General features: G+C 51.9%; 23 protein-coding genes. 10 read left to right on the top strand and 13 right to left on the bottom strand.

From position 1 onward, the window contains the following. The first annotated feature begins 5 nt into the window (after positions 1-5). The 8 genes from tdcB to OGX94_RS13440 all read left to right on the top strand — a co-directional run bounded on the left by tdcB (position 6) and on the right by OGX94_RS13440 (position 11,430). Complete coding sequence (tdcB, locus tag OGX94_RS13475; protein WP_003828594.1) at positions 6-995, top strand: bifunctional threonine ammonia-lyase/L-serine ammonia-lyase TdcB; 990 nt, start codon at positions 6-8, stop codon at positions 993-995. A 22-nt stretch (positions 996-1,017) separates the two neighbouring features. Beyond that, positions 1,018-2,349 (top strand): threonine/serine transporter TdcC, encoded by a 1,332-nt coding sequence (tdcC, locus tag OGX94_RS13470; RefSeq protein ID WP_003828591.1) that lies wholly within the window; start codon positions 1,018-1,020, stop codon positions 2,347-2,349. A gap of 31 nt (positions 2,350-2,380) precedes the next feature. Then, entirely contained in the window at positions 2,381-3,589 is a 1,209-nt protein-coding gene (tdcD, locus tag OGX94_RS13465) for a propionate kinase (protein WP_003828589.1), read from the top strand. A gap of 28 nt (positions 3,590-3,617) precedes the next feature. After that, positions 3,618-5,912 (top strand): 2-ketobutyrate formate-lyase/pyruvate formate-lyase, encoded by a 2,295-nt coding sequence (gene tdcE, locus OGX94_RS13460; protein WP_003828587.1) that lies wholly within the window; start codon positions 3,618-3,620, stop codon positions 5,910-5,912. A gap of 13 nt (positions 5,913-5,925) precedes the next feature. Next, a complete protein-coding gene (locus tag OGX94_RS13455) occupies positions 5,926-6,321 on the top strand; it encodes an enamine/imine deaminase (RefSeq protein WP_003828585.1) in 396 nt (131 codons plus the stop codon). Positions 6,322-6,408: 87 nt separating this feature from the next. Then, complete coding sequence (tdcG, locus tag OGX94_RS13450) at positions 6,409-7,773, top strand: L-serine ammonia-lyase (RefSeq protein ID WP_063941817.1); 1,365 nt, start codon at positions 6,409-6,411, stop codon at positions 7,771-7,773. Between the two features lie 990 nt (positions 7,774-8,763). Next, positions 8,764-10,095, top strand: coding sequence for an SLC5/6 family protein (locus OGX94_RS13445; RefSeq protein ID WP_003828582.1), 1,332 nt, complete (start codon positions 8,764-8,766; stop codon positions 10,093-10,095). A 24-nt stretch (positions 10,096-10,119) separates the two neighbouring features. Next, a complete protein-coding gene (locus OGX94_RS13440; protein ID WP_063941816.1) occupies positions 10,120-11,430 on the top strand; it encodes an L-cysteine desulfidase family protein in 1,311 nt (436 codons plus the stop codon). Between the two features lie 54 nt (positions 11,431-11,484). Here OGX94_RS13440 and OGX94_RS13435 read toward each other — a convergent pair whose 3' ends face one another. Together OGX94_RS13435 and OGX94_RS13430 are read right to left on the bottom strand one after the other, a co-directional pair. Beyond that, entirely contained in the window at positions 11,485-11,634 is a 150-nt protein-coding gene (locus OGX94_RS13435; protein WP_003828578.1) for a protein YhaL, read from the bottom strand. Positions 11,635-11,660: 26 nt separating this feature from the next. Then, positions 11,661-12,362 (bottom strand): pirin family protein, encoded by a 702-nt coding sequence (locus OGX94_RS13430; protein ID WP_003024860.1) that lies wholly within the window; start codon positions 12,360-12,362, stop codon positions 11,661-11,663. Between the two features lie 104 nt (positions 12,363-12,466). On the opposite strand from OGX94_RS13430, the gene yhaJ reads away from it, so the two are divergent. Continuing rightward, positions 12,467-13,363, top strand: a complete 897-nt coding sequence (gene yhaJ / locus OGX94_RS13425; protein ID WP_003024855.1) for a DNA-binding transcriptional regulator YhaJ — start codon at positions 12,467-12,469, stop codon at positions 13,361-13,363. 64 nt (positions 13,364-13,427) lie between these two features. On the opposite strand, the gene OGX94_RS13420 is transcribed toward yhaJ, so the two are convergent. The 11 genes from OGX94_RS13420 to OGX94_RS13370 form a co-directional block, all read right to left on the bottom strand. Next, positions 13,428-13,793, bottom strand: a complete 366-nt coding sequence (locus tag OGX94_RS13420; RefSeq protein ID WP_003828575.1) for a DUF805 domain-containing protein — start codon at positions 13,791-13,793, stop codon at positions 13,428-13,430. A 125-nt stretch (positions 13,794-13,918) separates the two neighbouring features. Then, a complete protein-coding gene (gene yqjG, locus OGX94_RS13415; protein WP_257662130.1) occupies positions 13,919-14,905 on the bottom strand; it encodes a glutathionyl-hydroquinone reductase YqjG in 987 nt (328 codons plus the stop codon). Between the two features lie 72 nt (positions 14,906-14,977). Continuing rightward, positions 14,978-15,370 carry a DoxX family protein gene (locus OGX94_RS13410; protein ID WP_003024847.1) on the bottom strand — a complete coding sequence of 131 codons (393 nt, stop codon included), beginning with the start codon at positions 15,368-15,370 and terminating at the stop codon, positions 14,978-14,980. A gap of 173 nt (positions 15,371-15,543) precedes the next feature. Next, positions 15,544-15,843, bottom strand: coding sequence for a YqjK-like family protein (locus OGX94_RS13405; protein ID WP_003828569.1), 300 nt, complete (start codon positions 15,841-15,843; stop codon positions 15,544-15,546). After that, positions 15,843-16,238 (bottom strand): phage holin family protein, encoded by a 396-nt coding sequence (locus OGX94_RS13400; RefSeq protein ID WP_003828567.1) that lies wholly within the window; start codon positions 16,236-16,238, stop codon positions 15,843-15,845. The genes OGX94_RS13405 and OGX94_RS13400 overlap by 1 nt, the downstream gene beginning before the upstream one ends. Before the next feature lie 2 nt (positions 16,239-16,240). Beyond that, positions 16,241-16,546, bottom strand: a complete 306-nt coding sequence (locus OGX94_RS13395; protein ID WP_003024832.1) for an ElaB/YgaM/YqjD family protein — start codon at positions 16,544-16,546, stop codon at positions 16,241-16,243. 33 nt (positions 16,547-16,579) lie between these two features. After that, positions 16,580-16,948: a DUF1090 domain-containing protein gene (locus OGX94_RS13390; RefSeq protein ID WP_032934183.1), complete on the bottom strand. Its 369-nt coding sequence runs from the start codon at positions 16,946-16,948 to the stop codon at positions 16,580-16,582. A gap of 148 nt (positions 16,949-17,096) precedes the next feature. Next, positions 17,097-17,465 carry an EnvZ/OmpR regulon moderator MzrA gene (gene mzrA / locus OGX94_RS13385; protein ID WP_162623447.1) on the bottom strand — a complete coding sequence of 123 codons (369 nt, stop codon included), beginning with the start codon at positions 17,463-17,465 and terminating at the stop codon, positions 17,097-17,099. Positions 17,466-17,483: 18 nt separating this feature from the next. Beyond that, entirely contained in the window at positions 17,484-18,146 is a 663-nt protein-coding gene (yqjA, locus tag OGX94_RS13380; RefSeq protein WP_003828561.1) for a DedA family general envelope maintenance protein YqjA, read from the bottom strand. Positions 18,147-18,494: 348 nt separating this feature from the next. Continuing rightward, entirely contained in the window at positions 18,495-19,271 is a 777-nt protein-coding gene (exuR, locus tag OGX94_RS13375) for a transcriptional regulator ExuR (RefSeq protein WP_003828559.1), read from the bottom strand. 134 nt (positions 19,272-19,405) lie between these two features. Further along, positions 19,406-20,707, bottom strand: coding sequence for an MFS transporter (locus tag OGX94_RS13370; protein WP_003828557.1), 1,302 nt, complete (start codon positions 20,705-20,707; stop codon positions 19,406-19,408). Between the two features lie 471 nt (positions 20,708-21,178). Between OGX94_RS13370 and uxaC the strand changes: the two genes are divergently transcribed. Further along, positions 21,179-22,591, top strand: a complete 1,413-nt coding sequence (gene uxaC / locus OGX94_RS13365; protein WP_003828556.1) for a glucuronate isomerase — start codon at positions 21,179-21,181, stop codon at positions 22,589-22,591. Positions 22,592-22,593: the final 2 nt, after the last annotated feature.

The following is a 22,593-nucleotide window of genomic DNA, read 5'->3' as shown; positions in this document are numbered from 1 at the left end:
TTCTAATGCACATTACATACGATCTCCCAGTTGCAATTGAAGATATCCTCGAAGCGAAAAAAAGACTTGCGGGGAAAATTTATAAAACGGGAATGCCTCGCTCTAACTATTTTAGTGAACGTTGCAAAGGGGAAATTTTCCTCAAATTTGAAAACATGCAGCGTACCGGTTCATTTAAAATCCGTGGTGCTTTTAACAAGCTCAGTTCATTAACCGAAGCTGAAAGATGTAAGGGCGTGGTGGCTTGCTCTGCAGGTAACCATGCGCAAGGCGTTTCTCTCTCCTGCGCTATGCTCGGAATCGACGGCAAAGTGGTGATGCCGAAAGGCGCACCGAAGTCTAAAGTAGCGGCAACCTGCGATTATTCTGCAGAAGTTGTACTGCACGGCGACAACTTCAACGACACCATCGCTAAGGTTAGCGAGATTGTGGAAACTGAAGGCCGTATCTTTATTCCACCCTATGATGACCCGAAAGTTATTGCTGGTCAGGGCACTATTGGTCTGGAAATTCTGGAAGATCTGTACGATGTCGATAACGTGATTGTGCCAATTGGCGGTGGCGGACTGATTGCTGGTATTGCGGTGGCAATTAAATCTATTAACCCGACCATTAAAATTATTGGCGTGCAGTCTGAAAACGTTCACGGCATGGCGGCTTCTTTCCACGCTGGAGAAATAACCACGCACCGAACGACCGGCACCCTGGCGGATGGTTGTGACGTTTCCCGCCCGGGTACTTTAACGTATGAAATTGTTCGTGAGTTGGTGGATGACATTGTCCTGGTCAGCGAAGACGAAATTCGCAACAGCATGGTGGCATTAATTCAGCGAAATAAAGTTGTGACTGAAGGTGCCGGCGCGCTGGCATGCGCAGCATTATTAAGCGGGAAATTAGATAGCTATATCCAGAACAGAAAAACAGTCAGCATTATTTCTGGCGGTAATATCGACCTTTCTCGTGTATCTCAAATTACTGGTTTAGTTGACGCTTAATATACTTCGTTGAGGATAGGATATGAGTACTACTGATAGCATTGTATCCAGCCAGACAAAACAGTCGTCCTGGCGCAAATCGGACACCACCTGGACACTGGGTTTATTTGGTACAGCCATCGGCGCTGGGGTGCTGTTCTTCCCTATCCGCGCAGGTTTTGGCGGACTGATCCCCATTCTGATCATGCTGGTGCTAGCATACCCCATCGCCTTCTATTGCCACCGTGCGCTGGCACGCCTGTGTCTTTCCGGTTCTAACCCTTCCGGCAACATCACAGAAACGGTTGAAGAGCATTTTGGTAAAACGGGTGGCGTGGTTATCACGTTCCTCTACTTCTTTGCGATTTGTCCGCTGCTGTGGATTTATGGCGTCACCATTACCAACACCTTTATGACCTTCTGGGAAAACCAGCTGCAGATGCCAGCGTTAAACCGTGGCTTCGTGGCACTCTTCCTGCTGCTGTTGATGGCATTCGTCATCTGGTTTGGTAAAGATCTGATGGTTAAAGTGATGAGCTACCTGGTATGGCCGTTCATTGCCAGCCTGGTGCTTATTTCTCTGTCCCTGATCCCATACTGGAACTCTGCGGTTATCGATCAGGTTGATCTCAGCAATATCGCACTGACCGGCCATGACGGCATCCTGGTAACCGTGTGGCTGGGTATTTCCATCATGGTGTTCTCTTTCAACTTCTCACCGATTGTTTCTTCCTTCGTGGTCTCCAAACGTGAAGAGTATGAGAAAGATTTTGGTCGCGAGTTCACCGAGCAGAAGTGTTCTAAAATCATCTCTCGCGCCAGTATGCTGATGGTTGCCGTGGTTATGTTCTTCGCCTTTAGCTGCCTGTTCACGCTGTCTCCGGCAAACATGGCGGATGCGAAAGCACAGAACATTCCAGTACTGTCTTACCTGGCAAACCACTTCGCTTCACTGTCCGGTACGAAGTCCACCTTCGCGACCGTTCTGGAGTACGGTGCTTCAATCATCGCCCTGGTTGCTATCTTCAAATCTTTCTTCGGCCACTATCTGGGCACGCTGGAAGGTCTGAACGGTCTGGTGCTGAAGTTTGGTTACAAAGGCGATAAAACGAAAGTTTCTGCCGGCAAACTTAATACCATCAGCATGATCTTCATCATGGGCTCCACCTGGGTTGTGGCTTACGCCAACCCGAACATCCTGGACCTGATTGAAGCAATGGGCGCGCCGATTATTGCCTCTCTGCTCTGCCTGCTGCCGATGTATGCCATCCGTAAAGCGCCATCACTGGCGAAATACCGTGGCCGTCTGGATAACGTGTTTGTTACCGTGATTGGTCTGCTGACCATCCTGAACATCGTCTACAAACTGTTTTAATCCTTAAGCTCAGGATGAGCGGAGTAGTGAAATGAATGAGTTTCCGGTAGTACTGGTTATTAACTGTGGTTCGTCTTCCATTAAATTCTCAGTGCTGGATGCAGCAAACTGTGAAGTTTTAATGGCGGGAATTGCAGACGGTATTAACTCTGAAAATGCGTTCATAGCAATTAATGGAGGAGAGCCAGCTAAGCTGGCTCACCACAGCTACGAAGACGCATTAAAAGCAATTGCCGTTGAACTGGAGAAACGTAATTTAATGGACAGCGTGGCCTTAATTGGCCACCGCATTGCCCACGGCGGAAATATCTTTACCGAATCAGCAATTATTACTGACGAAGTTATCGATAATATTCGCCGGGTATCACCATTAGCACCGCTACATAATTATGCGAACCTGAGTGGGATCGAATCCGCTCAGCACCTTTTCCCGGGTGTGCAGCAGGTTGCGGTATTTGATACCAGCTTCCACCAGACGATGGCTCCTGAGGCCTATCTGTACGGTTTACCGTGGAAATATTTTGAGGAGTTGGGCGTTCGTCGTTATGGCTTCCACGGCACGTCGCATCGCTATGTTTCTCAGCGAGCGCATGAGCTTCTCGACCTGCAGAGTGATGACTCCGGTCTGGTTGTGGCGCACCTGGGCAACGGCGCGTCAATCTGTGCGGTACGTAATGGACAGAGCGTTGATACCTCAATGGGCATGACGCCGCTGGAAGGGCTGATGATGGGCACACGCAGCGGCGACGTCGATTTCGGCGCCATGGCGTGGATTGCCAGCGAAACCAACCAGACGCTGAGCGACCTTGAGCGCGTAGTGAATAAAGAGTCCGGTTTACTGGGTATTTCCGGTTTGTCCTCTGACTTACGTACGTTAGAAAAAGCCTGGCACGAGGGACATGAGCGTGCGCAGCTGGCGATTAAAACGTTTGTGCATCGTATTTCACGCCATATCGCCGGACATGCCGCATCGCTGCATCGTCTTGATGGGATTATTTTCACCGGTGGAATAGGTGAGAACTCGGTATTAATTCGTCGTCTGGTTATTGAACACCTTGCCGTTTTAGGTGTGAATATCGACAGCGAGATGAATAGCCTGCCAAATTCCCATGGCGAAAGAATTATCTCTAATAAAGATGCTCGTGTTATTTGTGCGGTAATTCCCACAAATGAAGAGAAAATGATTGCACGTGATGCCATTGCCTTAGGCAAAATTAATACACCAGTAGAATTTGCATAATTAATTTTCAGCAGAGAGATTATTTTTCATGAAGGTAAATATCGATACCAGCGATATGCTGTATGCCGAGGCCTGGAATGGCTTTAAAGGTACGGACTGGAAAGAAGAAATTAATGTCCGTGATTTTATTCAGCACAACTATACGCCTTATGAAGGGGATGAATCTTTCCTCGCCGAAGCAACGCCTGCGACCACTGCATTGTGGGAAAAAGTTATGGCGGGCATCCGTATTGAAAACTCGACGCACGCGCCGGTTGATTTCGATACCAATATTGCTACCACGATAACCGCGCATGATGCGGGTTATATTGAACAAGAACTGGAAAAAATCGTCGGTCTGCAAACGGATAAGCCGCTCAAGCGCGCTCTGCATCCTTTTGGCGGCATCAACATGATCAAAAGCTCTTTTGATGCTTATGGTCGTGAGATGGATGCTGATTTTGAATACCAGTTTACTGAACTGCGTAAAACCCATAACCAGGGCGTCTTCGACGCCTACTCTCCGGATATGCTGCGCTGCCGTAAATCCGGGGTGCTGACCGGCCTGCCGGATGGTTACGGTCGTGGTCGTATCATCGGTGACTATCGCCGCGTCGCGCTGTACGGTATCCGCTATCTGGTGCGTGAGCGTGAACTGCAGTTTGCCGATCTCCAGTCGAACCTGGAGTGGGGCCAGAATCTTGAAGCCACGATTCGTCTGCGCGAAGAGCTGTCTGAACACCGTCGCGCCCTGCTGCAAATGCAGGAAATGGCGGCGAAATACGGCTGCGATATCTCCCGTCCGGCGCGTAATGCGCAGGAAGCGGTGCAGTGGGTGTACTTTGCTTACCTGGCTGCGGTGAAATCTCAGAACGGTGGCGCTATGTCGCTGGGCCGTACCGCATCGTTCCTCGATATTTATATTGAGCGCGATTTCAAAGCGGGCGTGTTAAATGAGCAGCAGGCGCAGGAGCTGATCGACCACTTCATTATGAAGATCCGTATGGTGCGCTTCCTGCGTACGCCGGAATTCGACACCCTGTTCTCAGGCGACCCAATCTGGGCGACTGAAGTTATCGGCGGTATGGGGCTGGATGGCCGCACGCTGGTGACGAAAAACTCGTTCCGCTATCTGCATACGCTGCACACCATGGGCCCGGCACCTGAGCCGAACCTGACGGTGCTTTGGTCTGAGCAGCTACCGATTGCCTTCAAAAAGTACGCCGCCCAGGTGTCTATCATTACTTCGTCTTTGCAGTATGAAAACGACGATCTGATGCGGGCCGACTTTGACAGCGATGACTATGCCATTGCCTGCTGCGTCAGCCCGATGGTTATCGGCAAGCAAATGCAGTTCTTCGGGGCGCGTGCCAACCTCGCCAAAACGTTGCTGTATGCAATCAACGGCGGCGTGGATGAGAAGCTGAAAATCCAGGTCGGGCCGAAAACGGCACCGCTGATGGATGACGTGTTGGACTACGACACCGTGATGGAGAGCCTGGACCACTTTATGGACTGGCTGGCGGTGCAGTACATCAGCGCGCTGAACATCATCCACTATATGCACGACAAGTACAGCTACGAAGCTTCGCTGATGGCGCTGCACGATCGTGATGTCTATCGCACGATGGCCTGTGGTATGGCGGGTCTGTCCGTGGCGGCGGATTCTCTGTCGGCTATCAAATACGCTCGCGTGAAACCGATTCGCGATGAAAATGGTCTGGCGGTTGATTTCGAAATCGAAGGCGACTATCCGCAATACGGTAACAACGACGAGCGCGTAGACAGCATTGCCTGCGACCTGGTCGAACGCTTTATGAAGAAAATTAAGGTGTTGCCAACCTACCGTAACGCGGTGCCGACGCAGTCCATTCTGACCATTACCTCCAACGTGGTGTACGGACAGAAAACCGGTAACACGCCGGATGGACGTCGCGCAGGTACGCCGTTTGCGCCAGGGGCGAACCCGATGCACGGCCGCGATCGCAAAGGTGCGGTAGCGTCGTTAACCTCGGTTGCCAAACTGCCGTTCACCTATGCCAAAGACGGTATCTCGTACACCTTCTCCATTGTGCCGGCAGCGCTGGGCAAAGAGGATGGAGTGCGTAAAACCAACCTGGTCGGTCTGCTGGACGGTTACTTCCACCATGAAGCACATGTGGAAGGTGGTCAGCATCTGAACGTTAACGTTATGAACCGTGAAATGTTGATGGATGCCATTGAGCACCCGGAAAACTATCCGAACCTGACGATCCGCGTGTCTGGCTATGCGGTGCGCTTCAACGCGCTGACCCGCGAACAGCAGCAGGATGTTATTTCACGTACTTTCACCCAGGCGCTTTGACGCTGGAGGGGCTATGAGAAAAGTAATTGCAACCGAATGTGCGCCAGGGGCGATTGGGCCTTACGTACAGGGTGTGGATCTGGGCAGCATGGTGTTGACGTCAGGTCAAATCCCGGTGTGTCCACAGACCGGTGAAGTGGCTGAAAACGTGGCGGATCAGGCACGTCAAAGCCTGGAGAACGTGAAAGCGATCGTCGAGTCTGCAGGTTTGAAAGTGAGCGATATCGTGAAGACGACCGTTTTCGTTTCTGACCTGAACGACTTCGCCACCATTAATCAGGTGTACCAGCAGTTCTTTGATGAGCATAAGGCAATCTACCCCACGCGCAGTTGCGTGCAGGTCGCCCGCTTACCAAAGGATGTGAAGCTGGAGATTGAAGCCATCGCCGTACGTGGCGACACGCTGTAATCCCTTGCGGGGCGATCTCAGGATCGCCCCGATCCTTAATGAGTGTGAAACCTGGTCTTCACTGAACGGCAATCCGAGGGTGTGGATATGATTAGCGCATTCGATATTTTTAAGATTGGCATTGGACCTTCCAGCTCCCATACCGTGGGGCCAATGAACGCAGGTAAAAGCTTTATCGATCTGTTGGTCAGCAGCGGGGAACTTCCCAAAGCTACGCATATTGTGGTCGATCTTTATGGATCGCTTTCCCTGACCGGAAAAGGTCATGCGACAGATGTCGCCATCATGATGGGACTGGCCGGTAACACTCCGCAAAACGTTAATATAGATTCTATCGCTGGTTTTACTCAGGAAGTGGCCCGTACCGGACGTTTACCGGTTGCAGAGGGCACGCATATTGTCGATTTCTCCCCAGACAAAAATATCCTCTTTCACGCCGAAACGCTGCCGCGCCATGAAAATGGCATGCGTATCACCGCATGGAACGACACCGAGACGCTATTAAGCAAAACCTATTACTCCGTCGGCGGTGGTTTTATCGTTGAAGAGGAGCAATTTGGTCAGGCGCATGATGTTGAAGCACACGTGCCCTACAATTTTCATTCCGCCAGCGAACTGCTGAAATTGTGCGAGCGCAACGGGCTATCCGTTTCCGGCCTGATGATGCAGAACGAACTGGCGATGCGTAGCAAAGAAGAAATCGATGCTGGTTTTGCCGCCATCTGGGACGTCATGCACGCCGGAATCGAGCGCGGCATGAACACCGAAGGCGTCCTGCCGGGTCCATTGAACGTTCCGCGCCGCGCCGTGGCATTACGCCGGTTGCTGGTTTCCAGCGATAATCTGTCCAGCGACCCGATGAACGTTATCGACTGGATCAACATGTTCGCGCTGGCCGTGAGCGAAGAAAACGCCGCCGGATGCCGGGTTGTGACGGCACCGACCAACGGCGCATGTGGAATTATCCCTGCGGTCCTGGCCTATTACGACAAGTTCCGCCGTCCGGTGAATGCAAACTCCATTGCCCGCTACTTGCTGGCCGCGGGGGCGATAGGGGCGCTGTATAAGATGAACGCCTCTATTTCTGGTGCTGAAGTCGGCTGCCAGGGTGAAATTGGCGTAGCCTGTTCAATGGCGGCTGCCGGGCTGACCGAGTTGCTCGGCGGTAGCCCGTCGCAGGTTTGTATTGCGGCGGAAATCGCCATGGAGCATAACCTGGGGCTGACCTGCGATCCGGTTGCTGGACAGGTGCAAATACCGTGTATTGAACGCAATGCGATCAACGCGGTAAAAGCCGTCAATGCCGCGCGTATGGCGTTGCGTCGCACATCTGAGCCACGCGTTTCGCTCGATAAAGTGATCGAGACCATGTATGAAACGGGCAAAGATATGAACGACAAATACCGCGAAACGTCACGCGGTGGCCTGGCGATTAAAGTGGTTTGTACCTGAGATGAAAGGGTGCGTTTGTAGGCCGGATAAGGCGTAAGCGCCGCCATCCGGCAATGAATCAATCAACATCCACTGACCAGGATGATGAATCTGAGGCATTGTTCCGTTCACCTTATGTTCATTGCTTCTCTTATGTACCGGTTCCTGTGAACGTGTAAAGGGTGCTATCGCCGCACCCTTTACAATCCCGGCTCCCGGCAGGAAAATTGTTGCTGCGCAATACTCTCCGCTTATTCCTTCAGGCTACCGGGCCGGGCGCGAGGTAGCATCCATGCAAAGCGCGCCCTGAGCCAGCATCCATGCTGGCTCTCCCTGCCTTACGGAAACACGTCGGCAATTTTCAGCCGGACCAGCCCACACCTGACCATCTGCGTTTTTTTGTTTAAACAGCAAAACGGGTTTCACTGGAAGTCAGAGCATTGAAGCGATGACCCCGGTCCGGCTGAAAATCGATGAGGCGTTGACGGCTGACCGGGGCTGCCCGCAGGGATGCGGGCAGAGGGGATGGCCTGCAGGGATGCAGGCTCGGCCCCGACCCGACAGGCAGACGGCATAAGACGAATGAATCGCGCAGCGACGATTTTCCCGCCGGGAGCCTGGGTTGCAAGGGAGGCGGCGATGAGCCTCCCTTGCACGTTCACGGGTAACGGCGTTTCAGAGAAATGACACCGCTGAGGTGAACGGAATCCTGAACTAGAATCGCATGTTCTCGATAATGCTTAACTGACAAACATTAGCACTTTAGCGTACCTTTTTTTTGTTGTGATCCGCTTCAAAAACAGAAATTTAATACATTTATCGGTATTTAAAGAGAAAATATTTCTTAACTTTTAGAAATTACAGGGGTTTGTTTGTGAAGTTTTTCTCTGATCCTGCGCGTATGATTTCTTCATTACTCCAATAGCTCACCTGCACCTAAGTACTGCGTATCGCATTGATGCAGTACGAAAAAAATATAAAAACCTCTACCTACAAATTGAGCGGAAAATTATGGAAACGGCAACGAATAGTAGCGTAATACTCGACGCATCTGCTCCGGCACGTCGGGCGGGAATGACCGAAAGCGAATGGCGCGAAGCTATTAAATTCGACAGCACGGATACCGGCTGGGTCATTATGAGTATCGGTATGGCAATTGGCGCGGGGATTGTTTTTCTTCCTGTCCAGGTAGGATTGATGGGGCTGTGGGTGTTCTTGCTCTCCTCTATCATCGGTTACCCAGCCATGTACCTGTTCCAGCGCCTGTTTATCAACACGCTGGCTGAGTCCCCAGAGTGTAAAGACTACCCGAGCGTGATCAGCGGCTATCTGGGTAAGAACTGGGGCATCCTGTTAGGTGCGTTGTATTTTGTGATGCTGGTTATCTGGATGTTCGTTTATTCCACCGCCATCACCAATGACAGCGCCTCTTATCTGCACACGTTTGGCGTGACGGAAGGTTTACTGTCCGACAGCCCGTTCTATGGCCTGGTACTGATTTGCATCCTGGTGGCTATCTCGTCACGCGGGGAACAAATGCTGTTTAAAATCTCCACCGGTATGGTACTGACCAAGCTGCTGGTTGTGGCAGCGCTTGGCGTGTCGATGGTAGGGATGTGGCATCTGCATAACGCAGGTTCACTGCCGCCGATGGCGCTGCTGATCAAAAATGCGATCATCACTCTGCCGTTTACGCTGACCTCGATTCTGTTTATTCAGACCTTAAGCCCGATGGTTATCTCATACCGTTCACGCAACAAATCCATCGAAGTGGCGCGCCATAAAGCTCTGCGTGCCATGAACATCGCGTTCGGTATTCTGTTTGTTACCGTCTTTTTCTACGCCGTTTCCTTCACATTGGCGATGGGCCACGACGAAGCGGTTAAAGCTTATGAGCAGAACATTTCCGCTCTGGCGATTGCCGCGCAATTTATCAATGGTGCGGGTGCTGGCTGGGTGAAAATCGTCAGCGTTATTCTGAATATTTTCGCCGTTATGACCGCTTTCTTCGGTGTCTACTTAGGTTTCCGTGAAGCGACTCAAGGGATCGTGATGAACATTCTGCGCCGCTATATGCCGGCTGAGAAAATCAACGAAACCTTTGTTCAGCGCGGCATTATGATTTTTGCCATCCTGCTGGCCTGGAGCGCAATTGTGCTCAACGCGCCGGTACTGAGCTTCACCTCTATTTGTAGCCCTATCTTCGGCATGGTGGGTTGTCTGATCCCGGCCTGGCTGGTCTACAAAGTTCCTGCACTGCACAAATACAAAGGCGCTTCCCTGTATCTGATTATTTTCACGGGCCTGTTGCTGTGCGTTTCTCCGTTCCTGGCATTTTCCTGAGATATTTGAGCAAAGGTTGTTGTTATGTTTGAGACTACATTGAATCCATTATGGGATAGTTTTATCCGCGCGGTGCAGGAAGAAGTTAAGCCTGCGTTGGGCTGTACAGAACCTATCTCTCTGGCTCTGGCGGCGGCGGTTGCCTCCTCTGAGCTGGACGGCGCGGTTGAACGCATTGACGCGTGGGTCTCACCGAACCTGATGAAAAACGGCATGGGCGTTACCGTGCCGGGTACCGGAATGGTCGGGTTACCTGTCGCGGCGGCGCTGGGTGCGCTGGGGGGAAATGCCCGTGCCGGTTTAGAGGTACTGAAAGATGCGTCGCCACAAGCGATCGCCGATGCAAAAGCGATGCTGAGCGCTGGCAAGGTTGCAGTGATGCTGCAGGAGCCTTGCGAGGATATCCTCTTTTCCCGCGCGAAGGTTTACAGCGCTGAAGGATGGGCGTGCGTGACGATTGTGGGCGGTCATACCAACATAGTTCACATTGAGAGCAACAAAGGCGTGGTGTTCACCACAGAACAGAATGCTCAGGAAGAGGAACAGGAGTCGCCGCTGGCGGTGTTGTCTCACACCTCGCTGGAAGAGATTCTGGCGTTCGTGAACGCGGTACCGTTTGAGTCGATCCGCTTTATCCTCGATGCGGCAAAACTGAACGGTGCGCTGTCTCAGGAAGGACTGCGCGGTAACTGGGGATTGCACATCGGAACCACGCTTGAGAAGCAGTGTGCGCGTGGCCTGCTGGCGAACGATCTCTCCACCTCTATTCTAATCCGCACCAGTGCGGCATCGGATGCGCGAATGGGCGGGGCGACTCTGCCGGCCATGAGCAACTCCGGCTCCGGTAATCAGGGCATTACCGCGACTGTTCCAGTGATGGTGGTGGCCGAGCACTTTGGCGCGGATGAGGAGAAACTGGCGCGTGCGCTAATGTTGTCTCATCTGAGCGCTATCTACATCCATCATCAACTTCCGCGTTTGTCTGCACTGTGTGCAGCAACCACGGCGGCGATGGGGGCAGCAGCGGGGATGGCATGGATCGTAGATGGTCGCTACAACACCATCGCGATGGCGATCAGCAGCATGATTGGCGACGTGAGCGGAATGATATGCGATGGCGCTTCAAACAGCTGCGCGATGAAAGTCTCAACCAGTGCTTCCGCGGCGTGGAAAGCGGTGCTGATGGCGCTGGATGATACTGCTGTAACCGGCAACGAAGGGATTGTGGCGCATAACGTGGAACAATCTATCGCTAACCTGTGTGCGCTGGCGTGTCGTTCAATGCAGGAAACCGACAAGCAGATTATTGAGATCATGGCCAGTAAGGCACATTAATCTATAGGCCGGGTAAGGCGTTGCCGCCACCCGGCATAAGTCGAAGCCGCCTGTTCAGGCGGCTTCTTCGTCTTCCAGCCGTAGTTCGGCATCGGCCACAATCGCTTCCAGCTCTGTCAGCATTTCTTCATAGCCGAAGGTAACTGTTTCCTGTTTTTTCGGCTCAACCTGAGGCTGGCGTTTTTTTGATGATTTCTTGCTCAATAGTCGTACTCCATTGTTTTCCCTGACTATACGGGCAAATCTATCAGCAAAGCGCGCAGCGGGGTATCGGCGACTAACGTTATGTTAGTTTCGTCACGAATAAATGCCCCATCGCCACAGGTGAGTGCTTCTTTTTCGGCGCCAGACGTCACCGCATGGAATCTGCCGTGAATCGACTGTAAATAAGCACGTGGCCCATGTAACTGAAAACTTAACGATTCACCTTGCTGCAGCTCAACGTGGTGCACCCATACCTGTTGGCGCAGATGCAGGCTGCCTTGTTCACCGTCCGGCGAGGCCAGCAACTGATGCTTACCGGTGCCCAGCGTGGCTTTCTGTACACAGGCGTTTTCACGCTGCGGGCAGGCGTCCAGCCAGAGCTGCATCCGGGTTAACGGTTTGTCTTTGCTGATATTGTGTTCGCTATAGCTAATCCCGGGCTGTGTCGCGAGCAGCAAAACTTCACCTGCTTTGGCCTTGATATGGTTGCCTTCGCTGTCTCGGTACTCCGCTTCCCCTTCGAGGATCAGATTGACGATATCCACCTTCGGATAGGTCCGTGGCTGGAAAGAGGCCCCCGGTGCCAGAACTTCCTGGTTCAGAACACGCAGCGAGGCATAACCCAGCAGTTTAGGATCAAAATAGTGTCCAAAGGAGAAGGTATAACGGGCCTGCAGCCAGCCGTAGTCTGCTTGCCCGCATTGTTTGGCTGTACGGGTAGTAATCATAGTTCTTGACCTCTCTTTACTTCCTTTTATGTTAAATGGCTAGACGCTGCATTGTTAGACAGATATTCTGCCCGGTATGTTCAAATTTCCTGAATGAGAACGAGATGGCCAAAGAAAGGGCTTTAACGCTTGAAGCGTTACGCGTCATGGACGCAATAGACAGGCGCGGTAGTTTTGCTGCTGCGGCAGATGAACTGGGACGCGTTCCTTCCGCACTTAGCTATACCATGCAGAAGCTGGAGGAAGAGCTGGACGTGGTGCTGTTTGACCGTTCAGGCCACCGCACAAAATTCACTAACGTTGGGCGTATGCTGCTGGAGCGTGGGCGCGTACTGCTGGAAGCTGCGGATAAACTGACCACCGATGCCGAAGCATTGGCTCGCGGTTGGGAAACGCATCTGACCATCGTAACCGAAGCGCTGGTGCCGACGGCGGCGTTTTTCCCGCTGATCGACAGGCTTGCCGGGAAGGCCAATACCCAGCTTTCCGTTATTACCGAAGTTCTGGCCGGGGCGTGGGAGCGTCTTGAGCAGGGGCGGGCGGATATCGTGATTGCGCCGGATATGCATTTTCGCTCATCCTCAGAAATCAACTCGCGCAAGCTGTACTCGCTGATGAACGTCTATGTAGCGGCCCCGGATCATCCCATCCATCAGGAGCCGGAACCGTTATCGGAAGTCACCCGCGTTAAATACCGTGGGATCGCGGTGGCGGATACCGCCCGTGAACGTCCGGTGCTGACGGTTCAACTGCTGGATAAGCAGCCGCGTCTGACGGTGAGTACGATAGAAGATAAACGTCAGGCGCTGTTGGCCGGATTGGGCGTGGCGACGATGCCGTACCCGCTGGTGGAAGAGGATATTGCGGCTGGTCGGCTGCGGGTCGTTAGTCCGGAATCGACAAGCGAGATAGATATTATTATGGCCTGGCGTCGTGACAGCATGGGCGAGGCGAAATCCTGGTGTCTGCGGGAAATCCCCAAGCTGTTTGCGGGTAAGTAGTCTGACTGTTCCGCCGGATGCGGTGCAATTGCACCTTATCCGGCCTACAAAAGGGTGTATGACGTCAGGATGGTTGTTTAGGGTCAGCGCCGAAGCGGTTGCTCCCTTGAGTCCCGTTTTGGCAGTTGAAAATGATGATCACCAGCCAGCCTACGATCGGGATCAGCAGCACCAGTAGCCACCAGGCTGAACGATCGGTGTCATGTAAACGCCGGAACTGTACCGCCCACCACGGAATAAAGACCAGAACCCCGTAAATCGTCGTTAATATGCCTTCTCCACCGGCGCGCTCCCAGCCAAACATTCTGTCCAGAATACCCAGCACGAACGTGAAGATGATGTTGACCAGCACAAACATCCAGTATTCTTTACGACGCGCGCGGCCACCAAAACCAAAGTAATTCTTTAATACGTTTAAATACCAATCCATTTTTGCCTCGTTCTGCATTCAATTACTTGTTTTTAAAGCAATCAAATTAAGAATAGCTGTGAATGAAATGATGGTAAATATTTGCGGTATTAATTATTTAGCCCCCAGATGGGGGCCAGTGTAAATCAGGCGAAACGCTCGTCACGCCCGTGGGCTTCGTTGAGGTCCTGCCACGGCCCAACAGAAATAATGCCGGTTGGGTTAATGGTTTTGTGGCTACGGAAGTAGTGATTGCGGATATGATCGAAATTGACGGTTTCCGCAATACCCGGCATCTGGTAGATATCACGCAGGAAACCGTACAGGTTCAGATAGTCGCTAATCCGGTGTTTGTCGCACTTGAAGTGGGTGACATACACGGGATCAAAGCGTACCAGCGTGGTCCACAGGCGAATGTCGGCCTCGGTTAACTGGTCGCCGGTCAGGTAACGATGTTGCCCAAGGATCTGCTCCAGTCGTGCCAGAGATTGAAAGACGTTATCCACGGCGTCGTCGTAGGCTTCCTGACTGGTGGCAAATCCGGCTTTATACACACCGTTATTAACGTTGTCATAAATCCAGCCGTTCAGCTCGTCGATTTTGCTTTGCAGGGCAGGGGGATAGTAATCTCCGGCTTTCGCGCCCAGCGCATCAAACGCGGTGTTAAACATGCGGATGATTTCTGCAGATTCGTTGCTGACAATAGTGTGGTTCTTTTTGTCCCACAGTACCGGAACGGTCACCCGACCGCTGTAGTGCGGATCGGCGTGTAAATAGAGCTGATAAAGAAATTCGTGCTGATACAGGGTATCGCCGGTTGCCGCCGGGAAGTTGTCGTCAAAGGTCCAGCCGTTTTCCAGCATCAACGGATGCACAACGGACACGGAAATAAACGGTTCCAGCCCCTTGAGTTTGCGCAAAATCAGCGTGCGATGCGCCCACGGACAGGCCAGAGAAACGTAGAGATGATAGCGGTCTTTTTCGGCAGCAAAGCCACCTTCACCGGTTGGGCCAGGCGCGTCATCCGCGGTGAGCCAGTTACGGAAAGCCGATGCAGAACGTTGAAATTTTCCACCGGTTGATTTGGTATCGTACCAGGTGTCATGCCAGACGCCGTCAATCAGTTGTCCCATGATTTTCGCCTCCTCAGATAGCAAAAGCGAGGAGATATCTCCTCGCTTTTTGATGTGTTCAGTATAGCTTGATTACCACTTTTTATTCAGCACGCGGTCGATACTAAATGCGCCTGGACCGGTGATAGCCAGCAGCAGGAAACCACCTGCGATGGTCAGGTTTTTCATGAACATCAGAGAGTTCACACCTTCCGCAAAGTTGCTGTGGAAGAGGAACGCCGTCAGCAATGTGAAGCCTGCGGTGAACAGCGCAGTTGTACGGGTCAGGAAACCGAACAGAATTGCCAGACCGCCACCAAACTCAAGCAGAATCACCAGCGGCAGCATAAATCCTGGGACGCCCATGGCTTCCATGTACTGTTGGGTACCCGCATATCCGGTGATTTTTCCCCAACCTGCGGTAATAAACAGGATTGGCATCAGAATGCGCGCTACCAGTACACCAACATCTTCTAATTTCTTCATCATACTCTCCAGGAAACCACTCAGGCGGCTTATTGTGTTTTTTTGTGCATCGACGCTGCAGAGCACGTCGTTGCTGTCGATGGAGAGAATCATAAACGTGCTTAATGAGAATTGTTAGCAAGGAAAACTGTCAGTATTTTTCAAAAATTTTGAGGTTGGGGGTAAGTAAAGGATTAGCCGCGCAGTTGCTGCTGTCTGATGGTCGATTTCACCAGACGCCAGATACTCCAGACGCTAAAGCCGCGCTTAGCCCAGCGTACCAGCAGATTCGGGTTGCGGATGGTGCGAACCGCCATAATACTGCTCCCGACCAACACCCAGCCACGCAGGTTCAGTAGCGTCTTCCAGCCACGATCGTAGACCTCGGTGGCTTCCAGCCAGTCGCGGCGAGTCGCAGACAGATCCAGCCGTTGCTGCTGGATCTGTCCAAGCAGTTGCGCCTTACGCTTTTGACGTTCGACTTTGCTGCTCATTATGCATCATCCTCCAGGGCTTGCCTGTCATTAGCGAGTTCCTGGCGTGTATGGCGTAGCAGCGTTGTTTTACGTGCTTTACGCAGCGTCCATATCCCGCCAATCAGCGCTAACAGCAACAGCACAACGGTGGTGGCAATCATGGCGTTCAGGCGGTATTGAGGGTCAATGGCCCAGATGATAAGCACCATCAGGCTCATCAGGCCAAACGCCGCGAACAGCATAGTCAGCCCAAGCATCAGCAGGATCTGGATGAGATTGGCTTTTTCCTCTTCCAGCTCAACGACGGCCAGCCGCAGCCGTGTTTCTACGATCTCAACGAGAATCGTCAGGATCCGCTGTCCAATACCCAGTACGCCTTTGCCTGGACCTTGTGCGTGTTGAGAATCAGCCATTGTTAACGGCGCGACAGCAGTACACCAAGCACCACACCGACTGCAGCGCCAATGCCGACGCCTGTCCATGGGTTTTCGCGCACGTAGTTATCGGCTTTAGCCGCGGCCTCACGGGTCTGTTTGGCAATTACATCGCTGGTTTCACTCAGACGATGGCGGCTCTCGCGCAGCGCATGTTCGGCTTTGCTGCGAATTTTACTCATCTCTTCCTTCGACTTATCGCCAGAGGAGCTAAGTACTTCTTCAAGCGTATCCGCAAGAGATTTCAGCTCAGCGCGCAGGTTTTCCGTAGCATTATCTTTCGACATAGTTTTCTCCAGTTGAGTGGCTAGTTACCGTACTTAGTAATCGCGGGTCTCGAGTTCTTTTAGCTCTTGCTGAGCTTCAGCAAGCTTGTGTTCACGCTTTGCTACCTTCTCCGCATCGCCTTTTTGCTTAGCTTCGGCTAAGTCACGTTGACGCTCGGCAATCTCATTTTTCTGCTCGGCGATCTTTTTCTGATGGTTGGCGCGCAGTTTGCTGTCAGTACAGTTTGCTCTGACTTCGCTCAGCGCTTTGTTCAGCCCATTGATACGGCTCTGATTGTTGTGTTTTTCGGCATAGCTAATCTCCCGCTGAATGTCTTGTTCTTTTTCCTGACAGAGGGTGGTGGCGTAGCTGCCGGCACTGAGAGCGAAAAGGCTAATTGCCAAAGCGATGCGGTATTTCATTCTTGAACCTTCCATTGTGATTCGACCTCGTCGTTTAGGGTCGATGCTCCAGAATAATAAAACGTTGGGTCATAAACCCAGTTTATTAATCATAGGCGCTAAACGGTGAAATCACCAAAGTGAGTGATCTAATTCAGATTCCTGGAAATTAACCAAAACGGTGTGGGGTCTCACGTAAGCGGGATAACCACTGAACCGCCTGATTATTATCATCCTGCTGAGCGATAACGAAACCGTGCGGTAACGTTCGATCCAGTACGACCTTTGCCGCTGCGCTCTGTGCACTGGAATCAAAGGTAATCAGCAGGGCGTCATTTTGCGGAGTGATGCTTTTAAAACGAATGCCGTTGGCATCCAGGTGATGCCAGATAGAGAAGCCATCAGGCATGCTGGCTCCCTGGTTTACGGCACGAATGGCAAGCGTTGACTCCTGCTGGCGAATGACCGACCAGGTCAGGAGCAACGCGCCGATGAACAACATAAAAGTGGTGGACCAGGCAAGTCGTCGGAGCGTTATGCATGATTTCAGCATAATTTACCCTCGGTTCCCGTATTTCTTTTTCCAAAGAACAACCAGTGAACCTGCCAGACCAAACACCAGTAACACCACAGGAAGCAGCATCAGGCAAGACATCAGCTGATCTTCATATTTGAGAAACACCGGTGTTTTGCCCAGCAGATAGCCCAGCGATGTGAGAATAAGGACCCAAAGCAGTCCGCTCATCCAGTTAAAGAACTGAAAGCGCGCATTGTTCAGGCCGGACAATCCTGCGATGGTCGGCAGTAATGTTCTGACAAACGCGATAAAGCGGCCGACCAGCAGCGCAGACAAGCCATGCTTATGGAACAGATGATGCGCACGCTGATGATAATGTGCAGGAAGATGAGATAACCAGTTTTGCACGGTGCGGGTATTACCCAACCATCGACCTTGTATATAGCTGAGCCAGCAACCGAGGCTGGCTGCGGTGGTGAGTAGTAGCACCGTTTGCGGAAAACCCATTGCACCTTTGGCAATAAGTACGCCGACCAGTACCAGTAAACTGTCGCCAGGTAAAAAGGCTGCTGGCAGCAGTCCGTTTTCCAGAAACAAAATAGTAAAGAGTACAAAATAGAGCATGCCAATCATGGAAGGATTGGCCAGCGTTTCAAAATCCTGAGCCCATAAAGCATTTAGTAATTGAGTCAGTAGTTCCATTCAATATTCCTGGAGAATCGGTTGTCGTCATGCCGGTTTTCTGGATTTTGTAACACCACGATTTTATTAATATTTTTTACATGACTTGTGGTCTGTTACAAACTCACGGCCTGAACTATTCCCTGTAAAGTTGTGAAGTTAGCAAGCTCTTAAACACAAAAATTCAAACAGCATCTAATTGTAACAAAGGTCAACGTAGTCCGTTATAGAAATTACGGTTGTTGAACTGTGATTTTGCTTATCGCAATGGAGGGAGGCGAGAGGATTTACACAGGCTGACACTTTATACCTAACGCTTACCAAGTGTCAGAAACAGGCGCGTGGTCGCGCCTGCATTGATAAGATTGTTTATTTTGCGCTGTTAGCAGCTGTATCGAGGTGAACGACCGGATTTTCGGTAAATAGATAACGGTCCGCATTGAACTCAAAATCATCGCTGGTTTCGTTAAACAGCATCTGCTTCGTGTTCTCAAGATGCTGCCACATCGCCAGTTTGGCGGCATGAGGATCTTTGCGAATCAGCGCCCGAAGGATCTGGTCATGGTCATCACACCAGTTATCAACCGTGCGCAGGTCGATGTGGTCGTGCAATTTCTTCCAGTAGGGGTTGTGAATACGCTGAGTCCACATTTTTTCAACAATAGCGGCCAGAGCCGAGTTCTGCGTTGCCAGGGCGACCTGCACATGGAACTGGAGATCCCACTCGGAGTCACGAAAGCTTTTTTCGTTACGTGATTTCTCCTGAATCTCCATCAGCTTCATGATGTCCTGTTTGGTCACCTGGGTGGCGGCAAACTCGGCAATGTTACTCTCAATGAGCTGACGCGCCTGGAGCAGCTCGAAAGGACCGTAGCTGGCAAATTCCAGGTTTTCATCTGGCGCAACATAATGTCTGGGTTGGTTGGAAATGACGTGGATCCCCGATCCTTTGCGCACCTCAACGTAGCCCTCAACCTCAAGCATGATAATTGCTTCACGAACCACGGTACGGCTGACATTTTTTTCATCGGCGATAAAGCGCTCGGCGGGGAGTTTGTCACCCACCAGATAGACGCCCTGCTCAATGCGTTCTTTCAGATCAGCAGCAAGTTGTTGGTACAAACGTCGTGGTTCGGTGATTTCCATATGCGCTCCAGGCATGATACGGCAGACTATATTTGTTATACCACTTTTGCGATTACTGCTCCACTCGCGGCGATAAAAAAGCCGCCAGATAACTGGCGGCTTCGCATTATATACCCTTGATGAACAACAGCGGGTTAATTTTGCGGAGCGGGATCGCCTGTCTGTGAGCCCGAATCGACTTCGCTGGCCGATTTGTTTTGCAAGACCGTCCAGATAACGAGTGCGCCGAGCAGGTCGAATACCGCCAGTACGGCGAACAGCGGGCTAAAGCCGATAGTGTCAGCCAGTGCGCCAACAACCAGTGCAAACAGCGTACTTGCAAGCCAGGCGGACATACCGGTCAGGCCGTTTGCCGTTGCCACTTCATTACGACCAAATACGTCAGAAGAAAGCGTAATCAGCGCACCGGATAGCGCCTGGTGAGCAAAGCCGCCGACGCACAGCAGGGCGATAGCAATGTACGGGCTGGTGAACAGACCAATCATCCCTGGGCCAATCATCAGCAATGCGCCCATGGTAACGACCATTTTACGTGAAACGATCAGGTTAACGCCGAACCAGCGCTGGAACAGAGGCGGTAAGTAGCCCCCAACGATACAGCCCAGGTCAGCAAACAGCATCGGCATCCATGCAAACATCGCAATCTCTTTCAGGTTAAAGCCGTAGACTTTAAACATGAACAGCGGGATCCAGGCGTTGAAGGTACCCCAGGCCGGCTCAGCCAGGAAACGCGGCAGCGCGATGCCCCAGAACTGGCGGTTACGCAGGATCTGACCGAGCGACATTTTTTTCGAGGTCGCGTTTTTATGCTGTGATTCCTGACCATTCAGAATGTAATCACGTTCTTCATCAGACAGTTTTTTCTGGTCGCGCGGGTGTTTGTAGAACACAAGCCAGCACATCGCCCAGATGAAGCTCAACGCACCGGAAATAATGAATGCCATCTGCCAGCTGTGCATGACGATTGCCCAGACGACCAGCGGCGGAGCAATCATCGCACCGATTGAAGAGCCGACGTTAAAGTACCCCACGGCAATTGAACGTTCTTTTGCCGGGAACCACTCAGAACTGGCTTTCAGACCCGCAGGGATCATTGCGGCTTCAGCGGCACCTACTGCGCCACGCGCCAGTGCCAGTCCACCCCAACTGCCAGCCAGTGCGGTCGCGCCACAGAAGACGGCCCACAGAACGGCGAACATCGCGTAACCAACTTTTGTGCCGAGCACATCAAGCACGTAGCCGGCAACGGGTTGCATTACGGTGTAAGCAGCAGAATACGCTGCGATGATATAGGAATACTGTTGAGTGGAGATGTGTAACTCTTCCATCAGAGTTGGCGCAGCTGCCGCCACAGTGTTACGTGTCAGGTAACCCAGCACGGTGCCAAGCGTCACCAGTGCAATCATGTACCAACGTAACCCTTTAATTTTACGCATGTAAAACCTCATCGTTTTGTTATGTCCGCGAACGAGCGGTCATCTTCCAGTTCAGGGCGGAGGATGTTCTTTTACGAGGGGGGACCGAAAAAAAGCCGGTACTCCCCGAACTTTGCCATGTCAATAATTGTGCTAATTCGGTTTCCGTACCGGTCAATCCGATGGTTATACATCGGTAATTTGCATTCCGTCGGCTTATGTATCGCGACGGCCAAAAGATAACTTGTCATACAGCTTTAAAAGGTGAGTGCCATCACAAAAGTGTGAATCTTCGTGTGGTCATTATTTCGATTCAGCAAAGCCAGCACTGGCGCGGCTTGACGCGTGATTTACCTCTTTGAGAGTGATTTTTTTGTCACCATTTGTTGATCTAACTCACGAAAATATCTTCAGTGTATGGAAATTGGTGTGATAACTTTGTCAACATCAAAACATAAGCAATCTGACGCACTCGTTGAGAGGAAGACGATAATGACCCCGTTTATGACTGAAGATTTCCTGCTGGACACTGAATTTGCCCGCCGTCTGTACCATGATTACGCCAAAGACCAGCCGATCTTCGATTACCACTGCCATTTACCACCGCAACAAATCGCTGAAAACTACCGTTTTAGTAACCTGTATGACATCTGGCTGAAGGGTGATCACTACAAATGGCGTGCGATGCGTACCAATGGCGTCGCTGAGCGCTTGTGTACCGGCGATGCGTCCGATCGCGAGAAGTTTGACGCATGGGCCGCTACGGTTCCGCACACTATCGGTAACCCGCTGTACCACTGGACCCACCTCGAATTACGTCGCCCGTTTGGTATTACAGGTAAGCTGCTTTCTCCTGCGACTGCTGATGAAATCTGGAACCAATGCAACGAGCTGCTGGCGCAGGATAAATTCTCCGCGCGCGGCATCATGCAGCAGATGAATGTGAAAATGGTCGGCACTACCGATGACCCGATCGACTCTCTGGAGCATCATGCGGCCGTTGCTAAAGACGGTACCTTTGATGTGAAAGTGCTGCCGAGCTGGCGTCCGGATAAAGCCTTTAACATTGAGCTGGCGACCTTTAATGACTACATGGCGAAGCTCGGTGAAGTGTCTGACACGGATATCCGCCGCTTCAGCGATCTGCAAGCTGCACTGACCAAACGTCTGGATCACTTCGCGGCTCACGGCTGTAAGGTTTCTGACCACGCGCTGGACGTGGTGCTGTTTGCCGAATCTAACGAATCTGAACTGGATAGCATTCTGGCGCGTCGCCTGGCGGGTGAAACCCTGAGTGAGCATGAAGTTGCCCAGTTTAAAACCGCCGTGCTGGTGTTCCTTGGTGCGGAATATGCTCGTCGCGAATGGGTACAGCAGTACCACATCGGTGCGCTGCGTAATAACAACCTGCGTCAGTTCAAACTGTTGGGCGCGGATGTTGGCTTCGACTCCATCAATGACCGTCCGATGGCTGAAGAACTGTCCAAACTGCTGAGCAAGCAGAACGAACAGAACCTGCTGCCGAAAACCATTCTCTACTGCCTGAACCCGCGTGATAACGAAGTGCTGGGCACCATGATCGGCAACTTCCAGGGCGAAGGTATGCCGGGCAAGATGCAGTTCGGTTCCGGCTGGTGGTTCAACGATCAGAAAGACGGGATGGAACGTCAGATGACGCAGCTGGCCCAGCTCGGCCTGCTGAGCCGTTTCGTCGGCATGCTGACCGATAGCCGTAGCTTCTTGTCATACACGCGCCATGAATACTTCCGTCGCATTCTGTGCCAGATGATTGGCCGTTGGGTTGCTGCAGGTGAAGCACCGGCAGATATCCAGTTGCTGGGTGAAATGGTCAGAAATATTTGCTTTAACAATGCGCGTGATTACTTCGCCATTGAACTGAACTAAGG

The sequence above is a fragment of the Citrobacter sp. Cpo037 genome (assembly GCF_030332945.1).
GTDB classification, from domain to species: Bacteria; Pseudomonadota; Gammaproteobacteria; order Enterobacterales; family Enterobacteriaceae; genus Citrobacter; species Citrobacter portucalensis.
The sequence above is the reverse complement of the archived record's forward strand: the minus strand, read 5'-3'. Positions and strand labels throughout refer to the sequence as shown.

Coding starts and splice junctions, on each gene's coding strand:
- OGX94_RS13395 (WP_003024832.1), bottom strand. CDS start 16,546: ATGTCGAAAGATAATGCTACGGAAAACCTGCGCGCTGAGCTGAAATCT.
- tdcD (WP_003828589.1), top strand. CDS start 2,381: ATGAATGAGTTTCCGGTAGTACTGGTTATTAACTGTGGTTCGTCTTCC.
- OGX94_RS13430 (WP_003024860.1), bottom strand. CDS start 12,362: ATGATTACTACCCGTACAGCCAAACAATGCGGGCAAGCAGACTACGGC.
- tdcB (WP_003828594.1), top strand. CDS start 6: ATGCACATTACATACGATCTCCCAGTTGCAATTGAAGATATCCTCGAA.
- OGX94_RS13455 (WP_003828585.1), top strand. CDS start 5,926: ATGAGAAAAGTAATTGCAACCGAATGTGCGCCAGGGGCGATTGGGCCT.
- tdcG (WP_063941817.1), top strand. CDS start 6,409: ATGATTAGCGCATTCGATATTTTTAAGATTGGCATTGGACCTTCCAGC.
- OGX94_RS13390 (WP_032934183.1), bottom strand. CDS start 16,948: ATGAAATACCGCATCGCTTTGGCAATTAGCCTTTTCGCTCTCAGTGCC.
- OGX94_RS13410 (WP_003024847.1), bottom strand. CDS start 15,370: ATGAAGAAATTAGAAGATGTTGGTGTACTGGTAGCGCGCATTCTGATG.
- OGX94_RS13420 (WP_003828575.1), bottom strand. CDS start 13,793: ATGGATTGGTATTTAAACGTATTAAAGAATTACTTTGGTTTTGGTGGC.
- uxaC (WP_003828556.1), top strand. CDS start 21,179: ATGACCCCGTTTATGACTGAAGATTTCCTGCTGGACACTGAATTTGCC.
- yqjG (WP_257662130.1), bottom strand. CDS start 14,905: ATGGGACAACTGATTGACGGCGTCTGGCATGACACCTGGTACGATACC.
- OGX94_RS13400 (WP_003828567.1), bottom strand. CDS start 16,238: ATGGCTGATTCTCAACACGCACAAGGTCCAGGCAAAGGCGTACTGGGT.
- yqjA (WP_003828561.1), bottom strand. CDS start 18,146: ATGGAACTACTGACTCAATTACTAAATGCTTTATGGGCTCAGGATTTT.
- exuR (WP_003828559.1), bottom strand. CDS start 19,271: ATGGAAATCACCGAACCACGACGTTTGTACCAACAACTTGCTGCTGAT.
- OGX94_RS13370 (WP_003828557.1), bottom strand. CDS start 20,707: ATGCGTAAAATTAAAGGGTTACGTTGGTACATGATTGCACTGGTGACG.
- tdcE (WP_003828587.1), top strand. CDS start 3,618: ATGAAGGTAAATATCGATACCAGCGATATGCTGTATGCCGAGGCCTGG.
- OGX94_RS13405 (WP_003828569.1), bottom strand. CDS start 15,843: ATGAGCAGCAAAGTCGAACGTCAAAAGCGTAAGGCGCAACTGCTTGGA.
- OGX94_RS13445 (WP_003828582.1), top strand. CDS start 8,764: ATGGAAACGGCAACGAATAGTAGCGTAATACTCGACGCATCTGCTCCG.
- OGX94_RS13440 (WP_063941816.1), top strand. CDS start 10,120: ATGTTTGAGACTACATTGAATCCATTATGGGATAGTTTTATCCGCGCG.
- yhaJ (WP_003024855.1), top strand. CDS start 12,467: ATGGCCAAAGAAAGGGCTTTAACGCTTGAAGCGTTACGCGTCATGGAC.
- tdcC (WP_003828591.1), top strand. CDS start 1,018: ATGAGTACTACTGATAGCATTGTATCCAGCCAGACAAAACAGTCGTCC.